Source organism: Methylocystis sp. S23 (genome assembly GCF_054106005.1).
In genome coordinates this window covers 3355658-3371797 of sequence record NZ_CM134185.1, presented here as the reverse complement: position 1 = coordinate 3371797, position 16140 = coordinate 3355658, and the positions used below count along the sequence as shown (strand labels likewise).

Below are 16140 nucleotides of genomic sequence, written 5' to 3'. Positions count from 1 at the left end.
CCGCCCATGCCTCCCCTTTACGGGGAGGTCGGCGCTCGAAGGCCGCCGGGCGGGCATCCTCGCCCTCATGCTGAGGAGGCCCCGCAGGAGCCGTCTCGAAGCATGAGGGGCCGCCGAAGGCGGCGTCTCGAAGCGCGAGGGCGAGTTCCAGATTTCGGGAAATGAAGGTTTCCTCGTCCTTCGAGACGCGAGCTTCGCTCGCTCCTCAGGATGAGGAAACCCTCACCCGATCGCCCTGAGCACATTCACGTAATTGCGCGGCCCGCCAGATTCCCGGTCACGCCTTTGGCGCATCGGAACGCCTCGAACCATTACGGATCGGCGGCGGCCGCCACGAGCCATGCCGCGAGGGACAAGCGCCTTTCCCTTCCTTTGGCGAAGAACGCCCCCATTTTGACGACAATCCGGCTGTCTCCCTGGGCGGAACGGCGTGACCCTCCATGGCGAGGCGCCGGCGCGACAAGAAGGAGGAAACGTCATGGCGGATCATGAGTCCAATCTGCCCAAGGACAAATATACGGGCATGCGCAACTTCGACTTCGCCATTACGCCCAACGTCGTCATCTGCGCGGCGGCCGGCGCGGTGCTGGGCCTCATCCTCGCGCTCTGGGGCACGACGGATGTCGGCATCGTCACGGCGACCGTGATCGTTTTCACGATCCTCTCGGGCATTTTCGGCATGTTCGTCTGAGACGCTCGGACAGCGTCTGAACAGCCAGGAAATCACGCCCGGCCTTTGCTTGGGGCCGGGCGCGCTCTCTATTTGGCCGTTTCGTCACGGCGCGCAGCCTATTCCAGGATCATCTGAACATCTGGGAGGCCTGATGCATGACGACCAGAAAAAACCCCAATCCGCCGGCGATATACGCAAGCGCTTTCATGAGAGAGCTGCGTCCGTGTTGAACCATCGCGTTCCTCCAGGCGTTCATCTATCGCTACCTGCAGGAGGGACTGTAATTTGCTTGGGCAATATGCAAAGAGCCAGCGTCGACAAAATATTGGGAGCCAAAATCCGGAAAATCGACTAGACCACTCGGGGCGGGAACCTGGCGGCGAAGGATAATATTTGCCCGGAGGGCCCCGCGCCCGGCGAGGCCGCCGGGCGCGGGGCCGGCCGTTCAACTGCGGCCGAGCACCTGCACGCGCACCGCGCCCGAGCCGCTGGAGATCAGGCCGATGCGCGACGCCGCGCCGCGCGAGAGATCGAGGCTGCGGCCGGTCCAGGCCGCGGGACCGCGATCGTTGACGCGGACCACGACCGAGCGGCCGCCCCGCGACACCAGTAGGCGCGTCCCCAGGGGCAGCGTGCGATGGGCGGCGGTCAGGCCCCATTGATTGAATCTCTCGCCGCTCGCCGTGTGGCTGTTGGGCTCGAACCGGCGCGGTCCGCCGCCATAATAGGACGCGCTGGCGACGAAGGAGCGCGCGCCCTCGGGCATTGCCTGGCTCGCCGCCTCGTTCGCGCCGTCGACATGGCTGAGACGCCCATGCCGCCGCGCGGATTGCATTTGCTGTGATTGCCGCGCGCCGGAGCCGCCGAACAGGTTGGAAAGGATGTCCTTCGCAGCGGCGGGGACGGTCGTCAGGCCAAGCACGACAAACACAGCAGAGACACGCTTCATTCTGTACCGAACTCCTCATGGGGTGCGCCGCAGTGAAAAATGAGACGCATCGAAGAAGATGCTCCTCATTCCACCAGATGCGGCGCGATCGAAGTGAGGATCGGCCTATTAGAGAGCGATTGAGGCAAAATATGTACATGCGCAATTTATAATTATTCTTTTTTGTCGCGGCGTAATTGGCTCGCCGATCCGGCGGAGATCAGATGAATATTCATACTAATCCTGAGCGTGATTTCTTTAAAACCCCCGAGTCTTTGCGGATTTTCGGGAAGGTCCCGGCCGCCGGCGCCAGCCGGCTGACAAATTCGCCGCGAGGCGCCAAAAGGCGATGGGAGACATCGACATGACCGACACCCACCGCCCCGCCGTCATCGGCGTCGTCACCGCCTCCGACCGCGCCAGCGCAGGGGTCTACAAGGATGAGAGCGGCCCGGCGATCGAGGCCTATCTCGCCGCCGTGCTGACGACCCCCTTCCGCATCGAGCGGCGGATCATTCCGGACGGATTCGAGAGCGTGCGCGACACGCTGATCGAGCTGGCCGACACGATCGGCTGCGACCTCGTGGTGACGACCGGCGGCACGGGGCCGAGCCCGCGCGACCTCACGCCGGAGGCGACGCTCGCGGCTTGCCCTCGCGAGCTGCCGGGCTTCGGGGAGCTGATGCGCCAGGTTTCGCTTTCGCAGACGCCGACGGCGATCCTGTCGCGGCAGGTCGCGGCGCATCGCGGCAAATGCCTCGTCGTCAATCTGCCCGGCAAGCCCGCCGCGATCGAGCTGTGCCTGAACGCCGTCATGCCCGCAGTGCCTTATTGCCTCGACCTGATCGGGGCCGCCTATATCGAGACCGACCCCACGCGGGTAAAGGCCTTTCGACCAGGGAAATAGCCACCCGTTCGGGCGGGTGCCGGGAATCCGCCTTGCGACAATCGGAAGGCTTCTCTTAACGTCTTCCCGTCTGTATAGGGAGGTGCGCGTCAGAAGGCCCGAGTCGCCCATTCGCGCATCCGGTAAATTGCCGCAGGCGAGGGCTTGAAGGATGAGCGATTTGCGTCTGGTCGTGGTGGGCGCGGCGGGCCGTATGGGCCGTATGCTGACGCAGACCATCCCCGATACGCTGGGCGTGCGGCTCGTCGCGGCGCTGGAGAGCGAGGGGGCGCCGTCGATCGGCGCCGACAGCGGCGCCGCCTTCGGGCAGGGGCCGAACGGCGTGCCGGTGACGAGCGACGTCGAAGCCGCTTTGGCCCAGGCCGACGCCATCATCGATTTTTCGAGCCCGGCCGCGACGGTGGCCATGGCGCGCGCCGCCGCGCGGGCGCGGGTGCCGCATGTCGTCGGCACGACCGGCCTCGCATCCGAGGATCTCGCGGCCCTCGCCGACGCCGCCCGCGCGACCGCGATCGTGCGCTCGGGCAATATGAGTCTCGGCGTCAATCTGCTGGCGGTCCTCATCGAGAAGGCCGCAAGGGCGCTCGGCCCGGCCTGGGACGCCGAGATCGTCGAGATGCATCACAAAATGAAGGTCGACGCCCCGTCGGGCACGGCGCTGCTTCTCGGCGAGGCGGTCGCGAGGGGCAGGGGCATCGACCTCGCCGGGCACAGCGCGCGCGGCCGAGACGGCGTCACCGGACCGCGCAAGGCCGGGGAGATCGGCTTCGCGGCGCTGCGCGGCGGCACGGTCGTCGGCGACCATACGGCGATCTTCGCCGGAATGGGCGAGCGAATCGAATTTTCGCACCGTGCGGAGGATCGCGGGATTTTTGCGCGCGGCGCCATCGCCGCGGCGATCTGGACCCGCGGCAAGGAGCCCGGACTCTATTCCATGGCCGATGTGCTGGGCCTTACCGGCGCCTGAGTTCTGCGAGACCTTCATGAGCATGCACCGCACACTCGTCCTTGTCCGGCACGGCCAGAGCGAATGGAACGCCAAGAATCTTTTCACAGGCTGGAAAAACCCGGATCTCACGCCTGAAGGCGTCGAGGAGGCGCGCCGCGCCGGGCGAGAACTTAGGAAGCTCGACCTTCTGTTCAGCATCGGCTTCACCTCGGCGCTGCTGCGCGCGCAGCATACGCTGGAGCTCATCTTCGAGGAGCTCGGCCAATCCAATGTGCCGACCGTCAAGGACCGCGCGCTGAACGAGCGCCATTACGGCGATCTCTCCGGCCTCAACAAGGACGAGGCGCGCGAGAAATGGGGGGAGGAGCAGGTGCGCCTGTGGCGCCGCTCCTATGACGTGCCGCCGCCCGGCGGCGAGAGCCTCAAGGACACGGTCGCGCGCGTCGTGCCCTTTTACGTGCAGCGTATCCTGCCGCCTGTTATGCGCGGCGAGCGCGTGCTCGTCGCGGCGCATGGCAATTCCCTGCGCGCGCTCTGCATGGTGCTGGAGCAGATGTCGCCCGAGGCGGTGACGACGCTCGAGCTCGCGACCGGCGTGCCGATCATCTACAAGCTCAACGCCGATTCGACCGTCGCCTCGAAGACCGTGCTGGAGCACTGATTCCGGGCGCGGGCGGGATAGATAAGGCCTATGCCCGAAATCGCGCCCGGCGCCTTTCACCATCTCCGCTTCCTCGACGCCGCCGGGCAGGAGCGGCTCGCGCGCGAGATCGCGGCCGTCATCGCGCGGGCGCCGCTCTTCACGTCGCGCATGCCGAAATCCGGCCTGCCCATGTCGGTGCGCATGACCAATTGCGGGCCGCTCGGCTGGATGAGCGACAAGGACAGGGGCTATCGCTACGAGGCGCGCCATCCCGGGACCGGCGCGCCTTGGCCGCCCATCCCGCAAATGCTTCTGGACGTCTGGGACGCGCTGACGGGCTATCCCAAGCCGCCGGAGGCCTGCCTCGTCAACGTCTATTCCGACGACGCGAAGATGGGCCTGCATCAGGACCGGGACGAAGCCGATTTCGACGCGCCGATTCTCTCGCTCTCGCTCGGCGCGGATTGCCGCTTCCGTTTCGGCGGTCCGAGAAGATCGGACAAGACGAGCGCCATCACGCTCTCTTCCGGAGACGCCCTCGTCTTCGGCGGCCCGGCGCGGCTGTGCTTCCACGGCGTCGACCGTATTCTGCCGTCGCCGCCGGCGTCTTTGCCCGCGCCGCTTACCGGGCAGGGGGCGCGGGTCAATCTGACCTTGCGGCGGGTGACGTGAAACGGAGTTCAGTCCCGGTTCAGCTCCAACGCCATATTGTGCCGCGTCGAGACTGCAGGGTGGCGGTATTGTGTCAGGGCGGCCCTTCTTGTAGTTTCCAGCCCGTCTAAAGAGCGCCCTCGGGGCCATTTCGGCAGGCGCGTTTCAAGAATAGGCGGTCGCAGGAGCGACGCCAAGGATGAGGAAAGGATCAAGGATGAAGACGATTTCCCTGCTGACGTTCGCCGCGAGCGTCGCTTTCGCCGCTTCCGCCGGCCAGGCCTTCGCCGGCGACGCCGCCGCGGGCGAAAAGGTCTTCGCCAAGTGCAAAGCCTGCCATCAGGTCGGGGAAAGCGCCAAGAACGCGGTCGCCCCGCAGCTCAACGGCCTCAGCGGCCGCAAGGCCGGCTCGGTCGAGGGCTACAACTACTCCGAGCCGATGAAGAGCTCGGGCATCACCTGGGACGAGGCCTCCTTCAAGGAGTTCATCAAGAACCCGAAAGCCAAGGTGCCGGGCACCAAGATGATCTTCCAGGGCCTCGCCGCGGAAGGCGACCAGGACAATGTCTGGGCCTATCTCACCCAGTTCAAGGCCGACGGCACGAAGTAAGAAAGCCTCGAGCGGTCAATCGGAAGCGGCCCTGATCCAGGGCCGCTTTTTGTTTCATTTGCGCAACAGTCAAGAAAAAATAGTATTGTTTGGAATGAAACAATTCCAACAAGCGCTCTGAATGCTTTAGTTCATTAAAGCAGACAAACTTGTAAGATTTCTAAAGTGTGTTGCTTTACGTTGACCATGCTCCAGGCGCGGCAATACTGAAGCCGGGATAAGCGGCTCGATTCATGCGGAAAATCGTGCCCTTAGTTCTTGGGGGTACCAAAATGCCGGGCAATTCCATCTCGAAGCCGTCTGATCGTTCGCTGGTTGGTCTGATCGCGCTCTCCGCCGCCATCGCTTGCTACGAAAGCCCGGCCCGGGCGCAGCAGACGCTTCCCACGATCGACGTCGGCGGCGGCGCCCGCCGGACCGAGACGCGCGCCCCGGCGCCGCGCGGCGCGCAATCCGTCCGCGCGCCGGCCGCGCCGGCGACCGGGCCGGGAGGGCCGGCCCAGGCCTCCTTCATCCCGGCGGGAGAACAGGTCTGGCGCGGGCCCACCAATGTGGTCGGCTATCTCGCGGGCGGCACCTCGACGGCCACCAAGACCAACACGCCCATCCGCGACATTCCGCAATCCATCACCATTCTCACCCAGCAGCAGCTTCAGGACCGCAACAGCCTGACGCTCAACCAGGCGCTTCAATATGTGCCGGGCGTGACGGTCGCGCAGGGCGAAGGGCAGCGCGACCAGCTCACCATTCGCGGCCAGCCGACCACGGCCGACTTCTATACGGACGGCGTTCGCGACGATGCGGAATATTACCGCGACCTCTACAATATCCAGGCGGTCGAGGTGCTCAAGGGCCCGAGCGCGCTCATCTTCGGGCGCGGCGGCGGCGGCGGCGTGGTCAACCGCGTGACCAAGAAGGCGGATGGCGAGACGCTGCGTTCCATGCAGGTCTCGACCGGCAGCTTCGGCCGCAAGCGCGTGACCTTCGATGTCGGCCAGATGCTGACCGACACGCTCGCCTTCCGCGTCAACGGCCTCTTCGAGCAGTCCTACAGCTACCGCGACTATTTCAATATGCGGCGCTGGGGCCTCAATCCGACCTTCACCTGGAAGCCTTTCGAGAAAACCTTCGTCACGCTCAGCTACGAGCATTATTTCGACCATCGCATGATGGATCGCGGCATTCCGTCGGTGAACTACAACGCCTCGCCGGCGGTCCTCGCCGCGCAGGCTTTGGGCTTCGCTCATCTATACCCGGGCTATCCCGCCCCCGCGGGGCGCTCGACCTTCTTCGGCAATCCCGACGTCAATTACGCCAAGACCGACGTCGACCGCGTCGCGCTCATGCTCGACCACACGACCGATTTCGGGCTCAACATCAAGAACCAGACGGTCTACGCCCATTACGCGAAGTTCTATCAGAACACCTTCGCGAACAACGCCGTCACCTTCGGCCCGGGCGTGCCAAACGGCCTCAACTGCGCGGGCGCCTTCCCGCCTTGCGTCCAGCTTTCAGGCTATAATAACGAGACGCCGCGTCAGAACATCTTCAACCAGACCGATCTGACCTACACGCTGCAAATGGCGCCGGAGATCAAGCATGTGCTGCTCGCCGGCATGGAGTTCGGCAATCAGAGGTCGGACACCAACCGCAACAACGCCCGCTGGCTGAACCCCTTCACCGGCGGCGCCAACATCAACACCTTTTTCGGTCTGCCGACGACCTTCCTGCCCGTCATCTTCACCAATCCCAACTTCCGCCGCCACACGGATCTCGATCTCGCGGCCGGCTATGTGCAGGATCAAATCAGCGTCACGAAATATGTCGACATTCTCGCGGGCGTGCGCTTCGATAGCTACCGCCTGAAATTCGTCAACAATCTCATCAATCCGACGCCCACCCTCGACAATTATTGGGGGCAGACGATCGTCAACAATGTCGGCAAATGGTCGCCGCGCGTCGGCCTCGTCTTCAAGCCTTTCGAGCAGCTCTCGCTCTATGGCAGCTATTCGCGCTCCTTCCTGCCGGCGGCGGGCGATCAGTTCAACACGCTCTCCATCTCGCAGGCTAATCTACAACCGCAGGGCTTCGAGAATGTGGAGGCCGGCTTCAAGGCGGAGATTCTGCCGGAGGTGCTTTTCACCGGCGCCATCTATAATTTGAACCGCAGCAATCAGCCGGTGGCGATCAACGCCTTCTATAATGTGCTCACCAACACCCGCACGGCCGGCGGCGAGCTCGGCCTTGTCGGGCAGGTGACGAAGGAGTGGCAAGTCTCGCTCGGCTACGGCAATCAGCATGCTTATGTGACGAGCTCCGACCGCGTGCCGATCGCGGGCGTCGGGCCGCTCTTCACCGAGAAGGGCAAGGTGGTCCCTTCCGTGCCGCAGAACACCTTCTCGTTCTGGAACAAATATGACGTGTCCACGCTGCTCGGCTTCACGCCCGGCTTTCTGGGCCTGGGCTCCGGCGTGATCTACAATGACAAATTCTATGCGGCGCTCGACAACGCCGTGGTCATTCCCGGCTACGCCCGCTGGGACGGCGCCGTTTACGTGAGGTTCAGCGAGAATATTTCGGGGCAGGTGAATGTCGAGAACATTCTCGGCGCGTACTATTTCGCCTCGGCGCACAACAACAACAACATCATGCCCGGCGCGCCCCGCTCCGCCTTCGTGACGGTCAACGCGAAGTTCTAGCGCGCGAGAAGACGCCGCCTGATTGCTCTACGGCAATGCTCGCGCCGTTCTGCGAGCGAAGCGAAGCAATCCACGAGCATAACGGCTCTGGATCGCTTCGCTGCGCTCGCAATGACGGGGCGCGGGCCGTTCGGCGCCTTTTTCGGCTCCGGCGGATGGGCTATGCGTGGGGCCGATCAGCACACAGGCTAAACCTTGACCCGCAAACCCGACGAAATTTCCTCCGAAGTCATGCAGCCTCTCGAGACGCTGCCGCTGTTCTATCCGCTTGCCGGCAAGCGGGTCGTCGTCATCGGCGGCGGGGAGGGGGCGGCGTGGAAGGTCGATCTCGCGGCCGCGACCGGGGCGCGGGTCGACGTTTTCGCCCGCGACCCCTGCGAAAAGCTGCGCGAGATCGTCGGCGGCCGCGCGAATGTGGCGCTGCACGAACGCGCGGCGACGGCGGCCGATTTCGAGGGCGCGACGCTGGCCTTCGGCGCGACTTTCGACGACGCCGAGGCCGACGCGGCCCGCAAGGCGGCGGATGCGGCGCATGTGGCGCTCAATCTCGCCGACCGGCCGGCCATGAGCGACTTCATCATGGGCGCCATCGTCAACCGCTCGCCGCTCGTCATCGGCGTTTCGACCGGCGGGGCCTCGCCCGTCTTCGCGCAGGCGGTGCGCGGCCGCATCGAGTCGCTTGTGCCCGCGACTTTCGCCGCCTGGGCCAAGGCGGCGCAGGACTGGCGTCCGCAAGTGCTCGCCTCCGGTCTCGACTTTCTCGCGCGGCGGGATTTCTGGCGCCGCTTCACCCGCTTCGCCTTCCGCGACATTGAGCGCCCGCCGACGGAGAAGGATCGCGACGCGCTGCTCGCCGAGGCGCGCGACGCCGGGGAAGCCGAGCGGCGCGGCAGGGTGACGCTCGTCGGTTCCGGGCCGGGCGATCCCGAGCTTCTCACCCTCAAGGGCATGCGCGCGCTGGCCGGCGCCGACGTCGTGCTCTTCGACGATCTCGTGCCGGCGAGCATTCTCGACTTCGCCCGCCGCGAGGCGACGCGCATCAATGTCGGCAAGCGCGGCTACAAGCCCTCGGTGCGGCAGGAGGAGATCACGGCGCTCCTCGTCGAGCTCGCCCGCGCCGGCAAGAACGTCGTGCGCCTCAAGGGCGGCGATCCGCTGATCTTCGGCCGCGCCAATGAGGAGATCGCCGCGCTGCGCGAGGCGGGCTTCGACATAGAGATCGTGCCGGGCGTCACCGCGGCCTGCGCCGCCGCCGCCGCGCTGGGCGCCTCGCTCACGAGCCGCGAAACGGCGCGGCGCGTGCAGTTCATCACGGCGCATACGAAGGAGGGCGAATTTCCCGAAGACTTCGACTGGGGCGCGCTCGCCGACCGCCGCGCCACCACGGCGGTCTATATGGGCAACCGCACCTTGCCCGAACTCTCGCGGCGCCTGCTGGAGGAGGGCATGGCGCATGACACGCCGGCCTTCGTGATCGAGCGCGCCTCGACGCCCGACGAACGCATCGTCAAGGGCACGATCGCGGATTTGCCGGAGAAGGTCGCGCGCGAGACGATCGTCGGGCCGGTGATGGTGCTGATCGGCTGGGCTCTGGTCGAAAACTGATTGGCTTCGGATCGCGCCAAATCCGGCCGAATCGCTGCAAAGCGTGGAGCCGCTCCGTTTCCACTTTCTCGCCGCGCGATCTAATGTTGCGTCCTGGCTAAAGGGGGCGCGGCATGGCGGTTACGAGACGGTCGGCGATTCTTTCCTCTGCTCTGGCGCTTCTGGCGCCGGGCGCGGCGGCGCGTCCCGAGGCCGCGCGCGAGGACGCGGTCGAAAAGCATCTTGGCGACCTCGACCGCATCGTCGCCGAGACGATGAAGAAGACCGGCGTTCCCGGCATGGCGGTCGCGGTCGTGTCGCATGATCGGGTCGTCTATCTGAAAGGCTTCGGCGTGCGGCGGGCAAGGCGCCCGGAGCGCGTCGACGCCGATACGGCTTTCGCGCTCGCCTCTCTCTCCAAGCCCCTTGCGACGACGGTGGTCGCCGGGCTCGTGAGCGACAAGGTCGTCTCCTGGGACGATAGGATCGTGCGTCACCTGCCTGACTTCGCGATGAGCGATCCCTGGATCACCAGGGAGATCACGCTGCGCGACATGTTCTGCCATCGCAGCGGTCTGCCCGACCATGCGGGCGATCTGCTGGAGGATATCGGATATGGCCGCGACGAGGTTCTCCGCCGGCTGCGCTATGTGAAGCCCGCCGGCGATTTCCGCGCTTCTTACGCCTATACGAATTTCGGCTTCACCGCGGCCGCCGTCGCGGCGGCGAGGGCCGCGGGGAAATCCTGGGAAGATCTCTCGAGCGAGCGTCTTTACCGCCGTCTCGGCATGACCGGCACGACTTCGCGCCATGCGGATTTTACGGCGCGCGCAAACAGGGCCTTCGGCCATATTCGTCGCGACGGCGCCTGGGTCGTCGGCGAGCAGCGGGAGCCCGACGCGCAATCGCCGGCGGGCGGGGCGAGCTCCTCCGCGCGCGACATGGCGGCCTGGCTGCGGCTGCAACTTGCAAAGGGCAGATTCGACGGGCGGGAAATCGTCGCGGAGGCCGCTCTGGACGAGACGCATCGGCCGCAGATCGCAACCCAGCCCGCCGATCCGGCCGCCGCGCCGACCTTTTACGGGCTTGGTTGGGACATCGGTTATAACGAACATCCGTTAGTACATTGGGGCCATTCCGGCGCCTTTTCGCTCGGCGCGGCGACCTGCGTGAATATCCTGCCTTCCCGCCAGCTCGGCATTGTCGCCCTGAGCAACGCCTCTCCCGTCGGCGCGCCGGAGGCGGTCTGCCGGAGTTTTCTCGATCTCGCGACAACGGGGAAAATCCAGCGGGACTGGCTTGCGCTCTTTGGCGGCGTTTTCGCCAGGATGGCGGAGCCGACCTATGGGCGAGACGCCGACTACGCGAAGCCGCCTCGAGGCGCCGCGCCGCCCGCGGCGCTCTCCGATTATATTGGCGCCTATCGCAACGATCTCTATGGACCCTTACAAATTACGCAAAACGTAAATGCTCTTGCTCTGACCATGGGGCCTGGTGACAGGCTTTACGAAATACATAATTACGACGGCGACATATTCACTTTCCAGCCGCCGGGAGAAAACGCCTTCGGCGTGTCTCCCCTAAGATTTATTCGAGACGTAAGCCATAAAATCGTGTCGGCGCGCATCGATTATTTCGATGGCGACGGGCAGGGCCTTTTCCTGCGCGCGGGCTAAAAGCAGAGGGCCGCGACGATTTCTCGGCGCGGCCTCCGTGAGCTTGGCTGCAGCTTCGTCCGCGCCGCCGAATTAGCTTCGGCGCCGCGCGCTCCCGATGCAATTTCGGAAGCGTCCCACAGCGGGGTCAATCCACTCCGCGCCGCCAGCGGAAAATTGCCGACGATAAAAGCATACCGATCAGGCGCTTGGGGGCATCTCCCAAACGGGGTATCGGGCGATCGCGCGCCGCGAACGCCGAACGCCTGTAGCGCAAGAGGCCGGAGGGAAGGATCGACCGCGGCGTCTAGATCAAGCTCACGGCTCCGGCTGAATAGCTTTTAAATTCTCTTCAGCGCCGATGATGATTGGCGGAGAGCAGCCATCGCAAACTAAGCGGTTTCATTCCTGCTTCGGGTGGAAAGCAGCCGCGCCAGCCGCTATCAACAACTCCATGCTCATCCGAAACGCCACGGTCGCGGACGCTTCGAATATTGCCGATTTGTTGAACCAGCTTGGTTATGAAGCGGGGACCGAACTCGTCGCCTGCAAGCTTGCCGAGCTGTCGCGCTCCGCCAACGACGCCGTGTTCCTCGCGATTCACGGCGAACGGGTGGTCGGCTGCCTAAGCGCTCATGCTCACGAGCTTTTCCATGTCCCAGGCCGGCTGGGGCCGGATCACCGCCCTCGTCGTTGACGCCGAGGCGCGCAGGCTTGGCGTCGGCCGCACCCTTATCGACAGGGCTGCGAATTACTTCCGGGATCGCGGCTGCGTCCACATCGAGGTGACGAGCGCGGATCATCGACCCGGCGCGCACGCCTTCTACCGATCCGTAGGCTTCGTCGAGGACGAACGTCGCTTCGTGAAAAATCTTGAACCGCGAAACGAGACGAAACCAAATCCGAAGTGAGACGCTACCCGTCTTTGAAGCATGTCCCGATCGCTTGCAACAGATCGCCTTCTTCCGGCTTGGCCGCCCGCGCGACCTTGAGGGACAGCGCCTCGAGCGGCGCGGCGATCTCGGCGGAGAGCGCCACATGAGCGATCGCCGGGAGGGCGGCGGCGAGTCCGGCCGCTTCGGCGAGGCTCAGAAAAATCTCGACGCTGCGCCGCGAATAATGCAGCGCCACGTCGATGTCGCCGGCGCGGATCGCCGCGCGCGCCTCGTCGGAAAGGCTTTCGGCCGCGCGCGCCTCGTAGACGTTCACCGCCGTGACCTTATGGCCGTCGCCCGTCAGCCCGGCTTCCAGCGCCGCCTGGCGGTCCCGCCCCGCGAGATAGAGAAAATGCGCCGGCTCGGGATAGCGGGCGAGGAGCGGCGGCAGGATCGCCCCGGCGTCGCCGGCCACAATATCGGGCCGCCAGCCGCGGGCCTCGGCCGCTTTCGCGGTCCGGGCGCCGACGGCATGGAAGGGCAGGCGCTTGTACGGCTCTGCGCCGGCGCCCGCGCATTCGATCCCCTTGGCGCTCGACGCCAGGACGGCGTCGTAATCGCCCGGCGGGATCGGCGCGCCTGTGGCGGCGATCTCCAGCACCGGCGATACGACAGGCGTAAAACCCATCGCCCGGAGCTTTTCCGAGCTACGTAAAGCGTCATCCCGCGCGCGGAGCACGAGAACGCGGGTCACATGAGCCCCGCGACGCCATGGGGGAGCTTCAATACGATCTCGTTGCCGGCGTCGGCGCCGATCATCGCCGCGTCGATGGCGCGCCCCTTGCGGCGTGTGCTCCACACCTCGCTTCCGTCCGCCTTCAGCACCTCGCCATAGAAGACGAGGTCGCCGTTCGCGACCGTCGCATGGCCGGCGATGGGCGTGCGGCAGGAGCCGTCGAGCGCGGAGAGAAAGGCGCGCTCGGCGGCGAGCGCCAGCGCCGTCGCCTCGTCGAGGATCGGCGCGATCGCGGCCTGTGTCTCAGGGTCGCTGGCGCGGGCTGTGATCCCGATGGCGCCTTGCCCGACGGCGGGCGGGAAATCCTCGAGCGGCAGCAGCGCCGTCGCGCGGTCGGCGAGGCCGAGCCGCTTCAGCCCGGCGAGCGCCAGCAGCGTCGCGTCGACCTCGCCGCTCGCGACCTTGCCGAGTCGGGTATGCACATTGCCGCGCAGCAGCGTCGTTTGCAGATCCGGCCGCCGGCGCTTCACCTGCGCGGCGCGCCGCAGCGAGGCGGTGCCGACGACGGCGCCGGCGGGAAGCTGGTCGATCGTCGCGCCGTCGCGGCCGATCCACGCGTCGCGCACATCCTCGCGCGGCAGATAGCCGGCGATGACGATTTCGGCCGGAAGATGGGTCGGCAGATCCTTGGAGCTATGCACCGCGAGGTCGATGCTCCCGGCGATCAGCGCCGAGTCCAACTCCTTGGTGAAAAGCCCCTTGCCGCCGGACTCCGAGAGCGGTCGATCCTGAATGACGTCGCCCGTGGTCTTGATGACCTCGATGGCGAAATGCGCCTCGGCCACGCCATGCGCCTGGGCGAGCAGGGCCCGAACCATATGGGTCTGCGCAAGCGCCAGCGGACTGCCGCGCGTGCCGATGCGAAGGCTTTTGATCGTCATGAACCTTTCCGGCGTGAGAGTTGGCGGACTATAGGAGTCTGAAAGGGAAGGGCAAGCGCCACACGCCGAAACCACGAGACGGCGCAATCACCCCTCTCCCCGCTTGCCCCCGCTTGCGGGGAGAGGGTCAGGGTGAGGGGCGAAGCGTCCGCGCGCCGCTGCTGATTTTCTCGACGGAGGATATTTCCTGCTTCCGGATAACGGCCTCGCCCCTCACCCCAGCCCTCTCCCCGTTTTCACGGGGAGAGGGGGCGCGATCGACCCAGCTATTTCGCCGCAATTTTGCTTGGCTTTCAATCATACTAAATTTGTAGATTTAGGAGCAGACCAGCAATGCGACTTTTTGCGAAATATCTTTCCATCGGGTTGGCCGTCGCGCTTTTGAGCGGCGCTTTCTATGAGGCCTATGCGGTGATCGTCGCTCGGACGACCACGAAGCGCCTTTTCGCAAAATATGAGGCGGCGACTGAAAGCGGGGCGAAACCGCCCGCCGCCCTGTCGCTGGAGCGAGTGGATATTCTCGTTAGGGTTCAGGACCCGCGATTCTGGTCGCATCGCGGCGTCGACTGGAGCGCGCCGCTGGCGACGACGGTGACGCAATCCGTCGTCAAGAAGCTCTATTTCGACAAATTCGAGCCGGGCGTCGCCAAGATCAAGCAGACGCTGATCGCCTATTTCGCGGTCGGGCCGCTCGCATCCAAGAATGCGCAACTGGCGGCGTTTATCGACGTGAACGGCTTCGAGTCGCTTTCCGCGCAGTGGTTCGGCAAGCCGCTCGGGGAGTTGGATGACGGAGAATATCTTGCGCTGATCGCCACCAACAACACGCCTAAAATCGCGCCGGGCACGCCGGAGAATGCGGCGCGCGTGGCGAGGATCAGGAAATATCTCGCGGGACAATGCGAGCGGCGCGGATTGGCGGATGTCTGGCTCGACCAGTGCGGGGCAGGCTGAAAGAGTTTCATCGGCAATTCGCTGGACCGCGCCTTCGCGAATGCAATAAGGCTTTTCCCGCCCCCAACGAGCAAGCCGCGCAAGCGATCCGCGCGGCGGGAAAGCCCATTTGTCCGCAACCGCGCCGCCGCATCCTTCCCCCTACCGCTGGGCCGTGCTCGCCCTCGCGACTCTCGCACAGATCGGCGGCTGCTTTCTCGTTCAGGGGCTCGGCGCGCTGGGGCCCGCCTTGCAGACCGCCTTCGCGCTCGATGCGGCGCAGATCGGCTTCGCCATGTCGGCGGCGCAGACGGCGCCGATCGTCGGCCTGCTCGTCGCGGGCATGCTGCTCGATCGTTTCAGCGAGCGGCTCATTGTGGGCCTCGGCGCGGGCATGGTCGCCGCGGCGCTCTTCGCCGCCGCGCGCGCCGAGAGCTATGGCGGCGTGCTCTTCTGGCTCGCCGTCGCCAGCATCGGCTATTGCACGGTGCAGCCGGGCGGCGGCAAGGTGGTGGCGGCGTGGTTCTCGCCCGATACGCGCGGCTTCGCCATGGGGATACGCCAGGCGGGCCTGCCGCTCGGCGCGGCGCTGGCGGCGCTGATCCTCCCTGTCGCGGCGGCGCGGCATGGGTGGCGCGCGGCGTTCGATCTCGGCGCCGTCGCGGCGCTCGCAAGCGGGCTGCTTTTCGCCTTCCTTTACCGTCCGCCGCCCGAACCCTTGCCCGAGCGCAGGCGAACGCCGGACTTGTGGCGCGAGCGCCTCGACGAGATCGCGCCGCGCCTGCCGCGCATCGTCTGGCCGGGCGTGACGCTGGTCAGCGCGCAATTCGCCATCGCCGTCTATCTGCCGCTCGATCTGCGCGACCGCTTCGACATTCCGGTCGCGACGGGCGTGAAAATCCTCTTCGCGGCGCAATTCGCCGGCGCGGTCGCGCGCATTCTGCTCGCGGCCTGGAGCGATCGCAGCCGGCGCGGGCGCTTCTTTCCGCTCGCCATGAGCATGGCCGCGATCGTGCTGGGGATCGCGGCCTATATCGCCGCGCCGGGCGCTCCCTTATGGATCGTGGCGCTGATCGCGTCCTGGCTCGGCTTCTTCGGCTTCGGCTGGTACGGGCCCTGGATCGCGCTGGTGAGCGAAGCCGCGCCGCGCGGGGCCATCGGCTTCATGATCGGCCTCGCCATGGCGATCAATCAGTTCTTCGTCGTGCTGGCGCCCCCGGCCTTCGGCGCGCTGCGCGACGCGACGGGAACCTTCGCCTGGGGATGGGGCGCCATCGCGCTTGCGGTGATGGTCGTGCTTCTGACTCACGCGCGCGCTAGCTTTCGCCATTGAGAGGCGGCTCGCCTCGAAGGCGA

General features: G+C 65.7%; 15 protein-coding genes. 12 read left to right on the top strand and 3 right to left on the bottom strand.

Annotation, left to right across the window (positions count from 1 at the left end; all coding sequences use genetic code 11):
• Positions 1–478: 478 nt before the first annotated feature.
• Positions 479–691, top strand: coding sequence for a hypothetical protein (locus tag ACV7JP_RS16565; protein ID WP_457796750.1), 213 nt, complete (start codon positions 479–481; stop codon positions 689–691).
• 427 nt (positions 692–1118) lie between these two features.
• Here the strand turns inward: ACV7JP_RS16565 and ACV7JP_RS16560 are convergent, their stop codons facing one another.
• On the bottom strand, positions 1119–1622 hold the full coding sequence (locus tag ACV7JP_RS16560) for a septal ring lytic transglycosylase RlpA family protein (RefSeq protein WP_457796749.1): 504 nt from the start codon (positions 1620–1622) through the stop codon (positions 1119–1121).
• Positions 1623–1965: 343 nt separating this feature from the next.
• Between ACV7JP_RS16560 and mog the strand changes: the two genes are divergently transcribed.
• The 9 genes from mog to ACV7JP_RS16515 all read left to right on the top strand — a co-directional run bounded on the left by mog (position 1966) and on the right by ACV7JP_RS16515 (position 12210).
• Complete coding sequence (gene mog / locus ACV7JP_RS16555) at positions 1966–2508, top strand: molybdopterin adenylyltransferase (protein ID WP_457796748.1); 543 nt, start codon at positions 1966–1968, stop codon at positions 2506–2508.
• 151 nt (positions 2509–2659) lie between these two features.
• Complete coding sequence (gene dapB, locus ACV7JP_RS16550; RefSeq protein WP_457796747.1) at positions 2660–3475, top strand: 4-hydroxy-tetrahydrodipicolinate reductase; 816 nt, start codon at positions 2660–2662, stop codon at positions 3473–3475.
• Between the two features lie 16 nt (positions 3476–3491).
• Positions 3492–4118: a 2,3-bisphosphoglycerate-dependent phosphoglycerate mutase gene (locus ACV7JP_RS16545; RefSeq protein WP_457796746.1), complete on the top strand. Its 627-nt coding sequence runs from the start codon at positions 3492–3494 to the stop codon at positions 4116–4118.
• A gap of 30 nt (positions 4119–4148) precedes the next feature.
• Complete coding sequence (locus ACV7JP_RS16540; protein ID WP_457796745.1) at positions 4149–4772, top strand: alpha-ketoglutarate-dependent dioxygenase AlkB family protein; 624 nt, start codon at positions 4149–4151, stop codon at positions 4770–4772.
• Positions 4773–4968: 196 nt separating this feature from the next.
• The gene (locus ACV7JP_RS16535) at positions 4969–5361 is read left to right on the top strand and encodes a cytochrome c-554 (RefSeq protein WP_457796744.1); all 393 of its coding nucleotides are present in this window, start codon (positions 4969–4971) and stop codon (positions 5359–5361) included.
• A gap of 272 nt (positions 5362–5633) precedes the next feature.
• Positions 5634–8060 carry a TonB-dependent receptor gene (locus ACV7JP_RS16530; RefSeq protein WP_457796743.1) on the top strand — a complete coding sequence of 809 codons (2427 nt, stop codon included), beginning with the start codon at positions 5634–5636 and terminating at the stop codon, positions 8058–8060.
• A gap of 195 nt (positions 8061–8255) precedes the next feature.
• On the top strand, positions 8256–9665 hold the full coding sequence (gene cysG, locus ACV7JP_RS16525; RefSeq protein ID WP_457796742.1) for a siroheme synthase CysG: 1410 nt from the start codon (positions 8256–8258) through the stop codon (positions 9663–9665).
• Between the two features lie 113 nt (positions 9666–9778).
• Complete coding sequence (locus ACV7JP_RS16520; RefSeq protein WP_457796741.1) at positions 9779–11320, top strand: serine hydrolase; 1542 nt, start codon at positions 9779–9781, stop codon at positions 11318–11320.
• A 632-nt stretch (positions 11321–11952) separates the two neighbouring features.
• Positions 11953–12210, top strand: coding sequence for a GNAT family N-acetyltransferase (locus tag ACV7JP_RS16515; protein WP_457796740.1), 258 nt, complete (start codon positions 11953–11955; stop codon positions 12208–12210).
• 4 nt (positions 12211–12214) lie between these two features.
• Here the strand turns inward: ACV7JP_RS16515 and ACV7JP_RS16510 are convergent, their stop codons facing one another.
• On the bottom strand, positions 12215–12928 hold the full coding sequence (locus tag ACV7JP_RS16510; RefSeq protein WP_457796739.1) for a uroporphyrinogen-III synthase: 714 nt from the start codon (positions 12926–12928) through the stop codon (positions 12215–12217).
• Positions 12925–13851, bottom strand: a complete 927-nt coding sequence (gene hemC, locus ACV7JP_RS16505; protein WP_457796738.1) for a hydroxymethylbilane synthase — start codon at positions 13849–13851, stop codon at positions 12925–12927. The genes ACV7JP_RS16510 and hemC overlap by 4 nt, the downstream gene beginning before the upstream one ends.
• A gap of 333 nt (positions 13852–14184) precedes the next feature.
• On the opposite strand from hemC, the gene ACV7JP_RS16500 reads away from it, so the two are divergent.
• Together ACV7JP_RS16500 and ACV7JP_RS16495 are read left to right on the top strand one after the other, a co-directional pair.
• Entirely contained in the window at positions 14185–14805 is a 621-nt protein-coding gene (locus ACV7JP_RS16500; protein ID WP_457796737.1) for a hypothetical protein, read from the top strand.
• Between the two features lie 109 nt (positions 14806–14914).
• Positions 14915–16117: an MFS transporter gene (locus tag ACV7JP_RS16495; protein WP_457796736.1), complete on the top strand. Its 1203-nt coding sequence runs from the start codon at positions 14915–14917 to the stop codon at positions 16115–16117.
• Positions 16118–16140: the final 23 nt, after the last annotated feature.